Here is an 8,174-nt window from a genome sequence, read left to right as displayed (position 1 = left end):
CATAAAGCAGATAATCCGATACGCCAAAATGTGGCTACAAAAACGAATCGCGTTGAAACCGCGAGCGCGCGGTTTTCACCTAATCACCGAAGAATTGCTGGGGCTTTTGCCTGAATTGAGGAAATTTCGCATCGGTATCGCTCATTTTTTCATTCAGCATACCTCCGCATCGTTGGTTCTCAATGAAAACGCCGACCCGAGCGTGCGGCGCGACCTGGAAACTCACCTGAGAAGTCTGGCGCCCGACGGCTCGGCTCATTACACCCATACATTGGAGGGGGAGGACGATATGCCGGCCCACATCAAATCCTGTCTGATGGGCTCCAGCGTAACCGTTCCGGTCGGCGACGGGCGATTGCTGTTAGGCACCTGGCAAGGCATCTATTTGGGCGAGCACCGTGATCTTGCTGGGTCGCGCTCGGTGGTCGCCACTTTGAACGGGGAAACGTTTTAAACCTGGAGTGATCAATGAAATTTTTGCGTTTGATGCTACTAACGGTAGTTCTGTCGCCGTTTTCGATCCGTGCCGAAGAGAGCGTATGGGACAAAGGCGTACCGGTCCTCGAGAACCCGGTGGAAATGACCGTTTATCGCAGCCCTACTTGCGGCTGCTGCGGAAAATGGCTGGAGCACATGAAAAAACATGGCTTTACCGTGCGCGATATCAAATCCAACGATATGGACAGGATCAAGAAAGAACTGGGAGTGCCGGAGAATTTGCAATCCTGCCATACCGCGCTGGTCAACGGTTACGTAGTCGAAGGCCATGTTCCCGCTGCGGATGTCCAGAAGCTGTTGCAAGCCAAGCCCGAGGCGGCGGGATTAGCCGTTCCCGGCATGCCTGCGGGTACGCCTGGAATGGAAATGGGCGGGAAAAAGGATCCGTTCGCCGTGCTGCTCTTCGACAAGAAGGGGAGGGTGAGCACGTTTCAGGAATACCGATTTTATTGATCTCTCCTAAGAGACAGGGAGGGCCGTCATGCTATTAGCGGGCGACGTGGGTGGAACGAAAACGATCCTGGCTTTGTACGACGGGGGGCTGGAAGGACTGCCCGCATCAATATTGAGGGAGGAGACCTATCCGAGTGCGGGATATGGCTCGTTCGAGGACATCGTTAAAGATTTCTTGAGGGATCAGAGCGAACCGCTGGACGCCGCTTGCTTCGGAGTCGCGGGCCCCGTCGTCGACGGCCGCTGTCAAACCACCAATCTACCCTGGTTGATTGACGAGAGGCGCCTGATGCCCCTGCTGGGCATCTCCAAGGTGAAATTGCTGAACGACCTTCAGGCCATGGCCTTAGGTTTGCTTTGGCTGCGGTCTGACGAGTGGGTCGAGCTGAATCCCCGTGCAGTGCCCGCAACCGGCAACCGAGCGGTCATCGCAGCCGGTACCGGGCTCGGCCAGGCGGTATTGTACTGGGATGGTCATCTCTATCATGCATTGGCAACCGAAGGCGGGCATGGGGACTTTGCGCCCAACAACACGATGGAAGACGGCTTGCTTGTATATCTTCGAAACAAGTTCGGAGGGCATGTGAGTTATGAACGGATCTTGTCCGGACCGGGAATCGTCAATGTCTACGAGTATCTACGCGACATAAACTATGCGCCCGAATCGCCCGAATTGGCCGGCGCGATAAAGAAGGCGGAGGACCCCGCACGGGAAATCACCACGCATGCCTTGCATCGGGGAGATGCGCTGTGTCGGGGAACTCTGGCCCTGTTCGCGCGCATTTTTGGTGCGGAGGCCGGCAACTTGGCCTTGAGGTGTTTCGCTACCGGCGGCGTGCTGGTCGGCGGCGGCATTGCGCCAAAGATTCTGCCCGCACTACAGGACGGCCATTTCATGCAAGGTTTTTGTGCTAAAGGCCGGCTTTCAGAGTTTCTCTGCGCTGTCCCGGTCCGTGTTGCCTTGAATTTTCACACTGGGTTGATCGGGGCGGCCGATTTTGCGGCACGCATGTTGCTTGAAAAGTCCTGAGACGCTTGATGGCTGGATTTCCTTAAGGCTGGTTTGGTCCTTGTAATGCAATCATCAACTTCGTATCTCAGAATTAATCGATTTCCGGAGGAGGTTCGTTATGCGTGTCGATGAAGTTCGGGAGATCGCCAAACGTATGGGCTTGGTTCCAGGCCGCATGAACAAGCGGGATCTGATCCGAAAGATCCAGATTGTCGAAGGAAACTTCGACTGCTTCGGTACGGCTCGCGATGCTGCCTGCGATCAGCATGGTTGTTTATGGCGAGAAGAATGTTTTTCACAGGCTAAAAAGGAGAATTAGGGGCTTTCAATTAATCGATAAGTTCGTTCCAAGGAAGTTGAGACGCGTAGTCGCGCTGTTTTTATGCATCTGAAACCAAGGAGAGATTGATGATCGCTGCAGAGCTATTGAATTTAGCCCGCCATGAGGGTATCCGAGACCTCGAATATTTCCGTACAGAAAAACAACTCGTGTGGGCTATCCAGCGAGCCAGGGGTAAAGCCGCATGTTTTTTGTCCGAGGATCGCATGGAGTGCAAAGAATTCGAGTGCCAGTGGCGCCGGGAATGCCTTAAGCTGGTTGCCGAATGGCGCCGGTGAGCGATCTCGGGGACCAGACCTTCCGGTCTTGGATTCGCGTGGCAAAGCGCGAACAAGATTGTCTGCATCGGGGCGGAGGCACAAACCTCCGCCTCGCTACGATATTGAGGCCGATTCAGCCGGGCTCTGATGTTCACTTTAGAATCGCGGAGATGTCGGCCTCGATAATTGTTTTTGCTGACTGATCGCTCGACAGAGTATGTGGCTCTGGGTTACACGCCAAAGCGTCGACTACGGTTAGACTAGAGAATAAGCTCGAGTCGTTCTGAGGATGGCCTGGTTCCTCCGAACGTATACAATCGTTCATAAGTTTCAAGTCTGTAGAGCTGCATACTGCTATGAGAATCGGGGTACCTAAAGAAATCAAGAATAACGAAAACCGCGTCGCGCTGACGCCGCATCAAGCATCGATACTTGTCGAGGCGGGGCACGAAGTTTTGATCGAAACGAATGCGGGGCTCGGTTCCGGATTTAAGGATGAGGAATACGTTCGGATGGGCGCTCGTATTTGCGGCGTCGAGGACGCATGGAATTCGGACTTGGTTCTCAAGGTCAAAGAGCCGATAGAACCGGAGTACCTTTTTCTCCGAAATCAGATCGTGTTTACCTTCTTCCATCTTGCGGGGGCTCCTCGCTCGCTCACTGAGATCTTACTGGAACGCCGCACTATGGCGGTGGCATACGAAACCTTGGAGGACAGATCCGGTCGATTGCCGATTCTCGCTCCCATGAGCGCGGTCGCGGGTAATATGGCGGCACTGGTCGGTGCTTATTATCTGGCCGAGTTCAATGGCGGTAGAGGGGTGCAGCTCGGCAAGGTTCTGGGCGCGAGACACGGAAGGGTGTTGATCGTAGGCGACGGGGTCGTGGCTTTTCACGCCGCGCAGACGGCGTGGGGGCTTGGGGCTCAGGTTTCTGTTGCAGGCATCGACAAGGCCAAGGGCGAGCGGATGCAGCGCGAAATTTCAGGGGAACTCGAGTTTTTTGCTTCCGAGCCGGACGTCATTGCACGCCGTATATGTGAAGCCGATTTAGTCGTCGGCGCGGTATTGCGGCACGGGGCCAAGGCAGACTACGTGGTGACCGAGAAAATGGTCGGATCGATGCAGCCCGGTTCCGTGATCGTCGACGTCAGCATCGATCAGGGCGGCTGCGTGGAAACTTCGCGGCCCACTACTCATTCAGAACCCGTTTACGAGAAGCACGGCGTCATCCATTACTGCGTGACCAACATGCCCGGCGCTTATCCCCGGACATCGACGATCGCTTTAACCGAGGCCAGCTTTCCCTATGTCCTCCAGTTAGCCAATCAGGGCTTGACGGCGTTTCGCGAAAATCCAGGGTTTGCCAAGGCCGTAAACACTTACCAGGGACATCTAACCTGCAAGCCCGTAGCCGAAACGTTCGGATTCATCGAGCGATACAGCGCATTTCCCGCATCGTGATCGTTCGGGCGGCGACGAGGCGAGTCAAGCCAAGCGAAAATCAATGCTCGTCTTCTTCGTTTAGAAAGTCGTCCAAGGTGAGATCCCGCTGATCCGGTTCATGCAAATCCGGATCGGTGTAACCGAGGTCATCGATTTCCACGTCATCGAAAGGAGCGCTCCAGTCTTCGGGGGGCTCTATAGGCGCAAAAGGCGATTCGTACCAAGAGGCAAAGTCAAATTCGCCGAGATCGCCGTTGAGATACTGGATTTCGATGGCGTCGTTTTCCTCGTCCAATGCGACAACACGAAACGATCGTCCGGTCTCGGCATCTTGATACCAGTTTTCGAGCAGCGGATCTGCAACCGTCGGCATGGCTTTATCCTCCGATTAGGCTTGGAAACATGGCTTCCAAAAGGTACGACCCATTGATCGGTCGCCGCAAGCATAGCACGAGTCTTTGACGAAAAAACGGGGTTGCGGACTCCGCTATATCTGAAACGGATGCGGAAAAACGTTTAATTTGTTCCCACCAGCGCGATGATCGCTTCGCTCAATTGGCGCTTCTGGAGTTCGCTGTTTAGCGGATGATCGCGATGGTCGGTGATATAGAAAATGTCTTCGGCTCTGCTGCCGATGGTGGAAATTTTTGCATTATAGAGGCGCACGTCACATTCCCTGAACGCTTGGCCGACCTTCGACAAAAGCCCAGGGCGGTCGGTGGCGACCAATTCCAGAATCGAATAACGGTTCTGCGGGTCGTCGTGAAAATAAATTTGAGTGGGTACCGTGAAATGTTTTATTTCCCGCGGTTCGCGCCGATGGACGCGTAGCGGTGTGCAGCTCGGTTGTAGCAGGCATGCCCGCAATCGGCTGCAAATCTGGGCCTGCCGCAGGTGATCGTTGATCGGTTCTCCAGTCTGCTCGAGGACGTGATAGCTGTTCAACACATAGCCATCGGCGGAAGTGATGATCTTGGCGTCGAAGACGGTCAATCCGAGTTGGTCCAAAACCGCCGTACTGTAAGCGAATATGAAATCCTGGTCTTTCGCATACAGGAAAATTTCCGCGCTCCCCCGCTGGCTGACCGGGCGCAACAGGACCAGGGGTAAGTCTCCCGGCTTGCAGGCGCTGATGGCCACGGTATGCCAGGCGATTTCCTCCGCCAAATAGCGCAGAAAATATTCGTCGTTAACCATCTGCCAGACTTTTTCGATGGTTCGGTCGCTGATGCCTAAGCGCCTCAGCAGAGCAAGGCTTTCCGCTTTGACCGCATTGATCTTTTCTTCTTGTTCCAGCGGTTTTGTGAGTCCTCGTCGGAATGTCCACCGCGTCGTGAGATACAGTTCCTTGAGCAGGGCGTCTTTCCACGAGTTCCACAGGTTCGGGTTGGTGGCGCGAATGTCGGCCACGGTCAAGAGATATAGATAATTCAGCGTGTCTTGGTTGCCGATGGCGGTGGCGAACTCATGAATGACGTCTGGATCGCTGATATCCTTGCGCTGAGCTGTCATGGACATGAGCAAATGGTTCTGAACCAGCCACTTGACCAGGTCGGTGTCCCGACGGCTTATGCCGTGGCGTTGGCAAAAACCCTCGGCAATGTCCGCGCCGATGACGGAATGATCGCCGCCGCTACCTTTGGCGATGTCGTGCATTAAGCCGGCAATGTATAGAAGCTCCGGTCTTTCGATGATCTGAAAAATTTCATTGCAGAGGGGATGCTCGGCTCTGTGCTTTTCTAGAGCGAATCGTCTGAGGTTGCGTACTACGAAGAGCGTATGTTCGTCCACGGTGTAAACGTGGAAGAGATCATACTGCATGCGGCCGACGACGCGGCCGAAAGCCGGGAGATACGCGGCCAGAATGCCGTAGCGGTTCATCCTCCGCAGTTGATGCGTGATGCCTCCCGGTTGGCGCAGGATTTCCATAAAAAGCCGGCAAGCTTCCGGATCGTTGCGGAAATTCTCGTCGATCAGGTAGAGATGTTGGCGAATGAGCCGGATGGTCGCGGCGCGTATGCCTAACAAGCTGGCGTTTTGCTGCAATAGGAGAAATATTTGCAGCAGGGCAAGAGGCTGTTCCCGAAAAACGTTCGGGTGCAGTGCCTCGATGTAGTTGTTGACCGCCTGAAAGTTTCTGTTGATCGGGAGGATTACGGCATCTTCATCGCGATGCAGTGCGGCTTCCTTGAACAGTTGCAATAGCATTTCGTTCAGCCGCTCCAGTCCCATGACGGTGCGGAAATAGCGCTGCATGAATTGCTCGACCGCTTGGTTGACGTCCGGATCCTGATATCCGAACTGTAGGGCCAGCTCCTTTTGATACTCGAACAGCAGGCGATCTTCGCAACGCCCGGTCAACGTGTGCAAGGCGAAACGGAGCTGCCAGAGGAAATGCTGCGCTTGCATGAGCTCGCCGTGCTCCGCTTCGGTTAGCCAGCCGTGCAGGAGCAGATCGTTCAGATTCGACGCATTGTAATGGCGCTTGATAATCCATCCGATGATTTGGATATCCCGGAGACCGCCCGGGCCCTCTTTGATATTAGGCTCCAGGTTGTAGGCCGTGTCGTGGTATTTGGCATAGCGTGCGGCTTGTTCAGCCATCTTGGCTTCGAAGAACTCTCGCGAGGACCAGAGATGTTCGGGGCCGATACGCGCCCACAGCTCCTTGAACAACGCCGAGGAACCATGGAGCAGTCGGGATTCCATGAGATTGGTGATGACCGTCACATCTTGCCGGGCCTGTTCCACGCACTCTTCGATCGTACGGACGCTGTGAGCGGGCTTGAGGCCAATGTCCCACAGCAAATTGAAGAAATCGGCCAAGCCTTGCCGGTAGGGCGGTTCTTCGGCTCGATTCGCGCCGCTGTGGTGAAAATCGAGGAGAATCAAAACATCGATATCGGAGTAAGGGTGCAGCTCGCGTCGGCCATAGCCCCCTACCGCAATAAGTGCGAGCTGTTCGGCGTCGGATCCGAGGAAATGATTCCAGCAGGCTCCGAGCAGTTCATCGATGAAATCGGAGCGCGCCTGAATCAGTTCGGCGGCTGGTATGCCGGCGTGAAAGCGCTCGGTTAGCTCCGCATTATTCTGTTGGATATGTTCTCTAAGCGACCTGATGCGCTCGGCGGACGAAAGGATATCGTCATAACGCGGCGAGTTTAAGTCGGCCGTTTTCAATCGCGTGTGCCTCTTCTTGACGCAGGGTGAGGATTTCGTAGCCATCCGCCGTAACTAAAACCGTGTGCTCCCACTGTGCGGACAGGCTGTGGTCTTTAGTTACAGCGGTCCATCCGTCGGGAAGTATTTTCACGTAGCGTTTGCCCAAGTTGATCATGGGTTCGACGGTGAAAATCATACCCGGTTCCAGCATTATTCCGGTATTAGATTTGCCGTAGTGGAGCACCTGGGGGTCTTCATGAAAGTTCCGGCCGATACCGTGCCCGCAGAACTCTTGCACGACGGAATAGCCGTGGGACTCCGCATGACGCTGAATGGCAAAGCCGATATCGCCCAACCGCGCGCCAGGACGTACTTGCTGAATTCCCAGATACATGGCCTCCTGACAGATCTTCACCAGGCGTTTGGCTCGTATGGGCACTTCACCGACCAGAAACATTTTACTGGTGTCGCCGTGATAGCCGTCCTTAATTACGGTGATGTCGATGTTGACGATATCGCCGCTTTTCAGTTTCTTCGGACCTGGTATGCCGTGGCATACCTGATGGTTCACCGAGGTGCAGATGGATTTGGGAAATCCCTTGTAATTCAGGGGAGCGGGAATGGCTTTTTGCACATCGACAATGTAGTCGTGGCAAATTTGATCCAGTTCTTCAGTCGTTACCCCGGGAACCACGAATGGCTCAATCATTTCCAATACTTGTGCAGCGAGTCGGCCCGCGACACGCATTTTCTCAATTTCGGCAGGCGTTTTCAGGATGATGCTCATCGCGAGATTCGTTGGTTCGTGTGGCGCTCGGTCGAGCGAGGATGCGGGAAAAGGGTCGGATTGTTGAATAAAGCAGGTTATGGTATAAAGCGCTGCTATTTTTGGCAATAACACACACGTATCGTCACGTCCGGCGGGGTGCCACATCCCCGTGATTTGGTCGCCGGTTGGGGTGCGTGGAGGCTCAACCCATCGCCGGTTCAATCCGGCTCAGCTC

At 54.7% G+C, this 8,174-nt stretch carries 9 protein-coding genes; 6 read left to right on the top strand and 3 right to left on the bottom strand.

Annotation, left to right across the window (positions count from 1 at the left end; all coding sequences use genetic code 11):
* The first annotated feature begins 28 nt into the window (after positions 1 to 28).
* The 6 genes from ABJK70_RS00255 (at position 29) to ald (ending at position 4,026) form a co-directional block, all read left to right on the top strand.
* Positions 29 to 454, top strand: coding sequence for a secondary thiamine-phosphate synthase enzyme YjbQ (locus tag ABJK70_RS00255; protein ID WP_077731275.1), 426 nt, complete (start codon positions 29 to 31; stop codon positions 452 to 454).
* A 14-nt stretch (positions 455 to 468) separates the two neighbouring features.
* Positions 469 to 951: a DUF411 domain-containing protein gene (locus ABJK70_RS00250; protein ID WP_086134459.1), complete on the top strand. Its 483-nt coding sequence runs from the start codon at positions 469 to 471 to the stop codon at positions 949 to 951.
* Positions 952 to 979: 28 nt separating this feature from the next.
* Positions 980 to 1,981 carry a glucokinase gene (gene glk, locus ABJK70_RS00245; protein WP_347257229.1) on the top strand — a complete coding sequence of 334 codons (1,002 nt, stop codon included), beginning with the start codon at positions 980 to 982 and terminating at the stop codon, positions 1,979 to 1,981.
* A 100-nt stretch (positions 1,982 to 2,081) separates the two neighbouring features.
* Complete coding sequence (locus tag ABJK70_RS00240) at positions 2,082 to 2,282, top strand: Rho termination factor N-terminal domain-containing protein (RefSeq protein ID WP_077731273.1); 201 nt, start codon at positions 2,082 to 2,084, stop codon at positions 2,280 to 2,282.
* Positions 2,283 to 2,371: 89 nt separating this feature from the next.
* Positions 2,372 to 2,581: a hypothetical protein gene (locus ABJK70_RS00235; RefSeq protein WP_077731272.1), complete on the top strand. Its 210-nt coding sequence runs from the start codon at positions 2,372 to 2,374 to the stop codon at positions 2,579 to 2,581.
* 338 nt (positions 2,582 to 2,919) lie between these two features.
* The gene (gene ald / locus ABJK70_RS00230; protein ID WP_077731270.1) at positions 2,920 to 4,026 is read left to right on the top strand and encodes an alanine dehydrogenase; all 1,107 of its coding nucleotides are present in this window, start codon (positions 2,920 to 2,922) and stop codon (positions 4,024 to 4,026) included.
* A gap of 40 nt (positions 4,027 to 4,066) precedes the next feature.
* Here the strand turns inward: ald and ABJK70_RS00225 are convergent, their stop codons facing one another.
* From ABJK70_RS00225 to map, 3 genes are all read right to left on the bottom strand, one after another.
* On the bottom strand, positions 4,067 to 4,381 hold the full coding sequence (locus ABJK70_RS00225; protein WP_077731269.1) for a DUF6763 family protein: 315 nt from the start codon (positions 4,379 to 4,381) through the stop codon (positions 4,067 to 4,069).
* Between the two features lie 143 nt (positions 4,382 to 4,524).
* On the bottom strand, positions 4,525 to 7,188 hold the full coding sequence (gene glnD / locus ABJK70_RS00220; RefSeq protein ID WP_347257228.1) for a [protein-PII] uridylyltransferase: 2,664 nt from the start codon (positions 7,186 to 7,188) through the stop codon (positions 4,525 to 4,527).
* A complete protein-coding gene (map, locus tag ABJK70_RS00215; protein WP_077731267.1) occupies positions 7,154 to 7,957 on the bottom strand; it encodes a type I methionyl aminopeptidase in 804 nt (267 codons plus the stop codon). Before map ends, glnD begins: the two co-directional genes overlap by 35 nt.
* Positions 7,958 to 8,174 lie beyond the last annotated feature (217 nt).

It is taken from the genome of Methylocaldum sp. (assembly GCF_039794385.1).
Lineage (GTDB): Bacteria > Pseudomonadota > Gammaproteobacteria > Methylococcales > Methylococcaceae > Methylocaldum.
Note: the sequence above shows the minus strand (reverse complement) of the source record. Positions and strands in the feature narration are given on the sequence as shown.

Bases quoted from the DNA above. Each gene is read 5' to 3' on its own strand.
- ABJK70_RS00255 (WP_077731275.1), top strand. From the start codon at position 29: ATGTGGCTACAAAAACGAATCGCGTTGAAACCGCGAGCGCGCGGTTTT.
- ABJK70_RS00250 (WP_086134459.1), top strand. From the start codon at position 469: ATGAAATTTTTGCGTTTGATGCTACTAACGGTAGTTCTGTCGCCGTTT.
- glk (WP_347257229.1), top strand. From the start codon at position 980: ATGCTATTAGCGGGCGACGTGGGTGGAACGAAAACGATCCTGGCTTTG.
- ABJK70_RS00240 (WP_077731273.1), top strand. From the start codon at position 2,082: ATGCGTGTCGATGAAGTTCGGGAGATCGCCAAACGTATGGGCTTGGTT.
- ABJK70_RS00235 (WP_077731272.1), top strand. From the start codon at position 2,372: ATGATCGCTGCAGAGCTATTGAATTTAGCCCGCCATGAGGGTATCCGA.
- ald (WP_077731270.1), top strand. From the start codon at position 2,920: ATGAGAATCGGGGTACCTAAAGAAATCAAGAATAACGAAAACCGCGTC.
- ABJK70_RS00225 (WP_077731269.1), bottom strand. From the start codon at position 4,381: ATGCCGACGGTTGCAGATCCGCTGCTCGAAAACTGGTATCAAGATGCC.
- map (WP_077731267.1), bottom strand. From the start codon at position 7,957: ATGAGCATCATCCTGAAAACGCCTGCCGAAATTGAGAAAATGCGTGTC.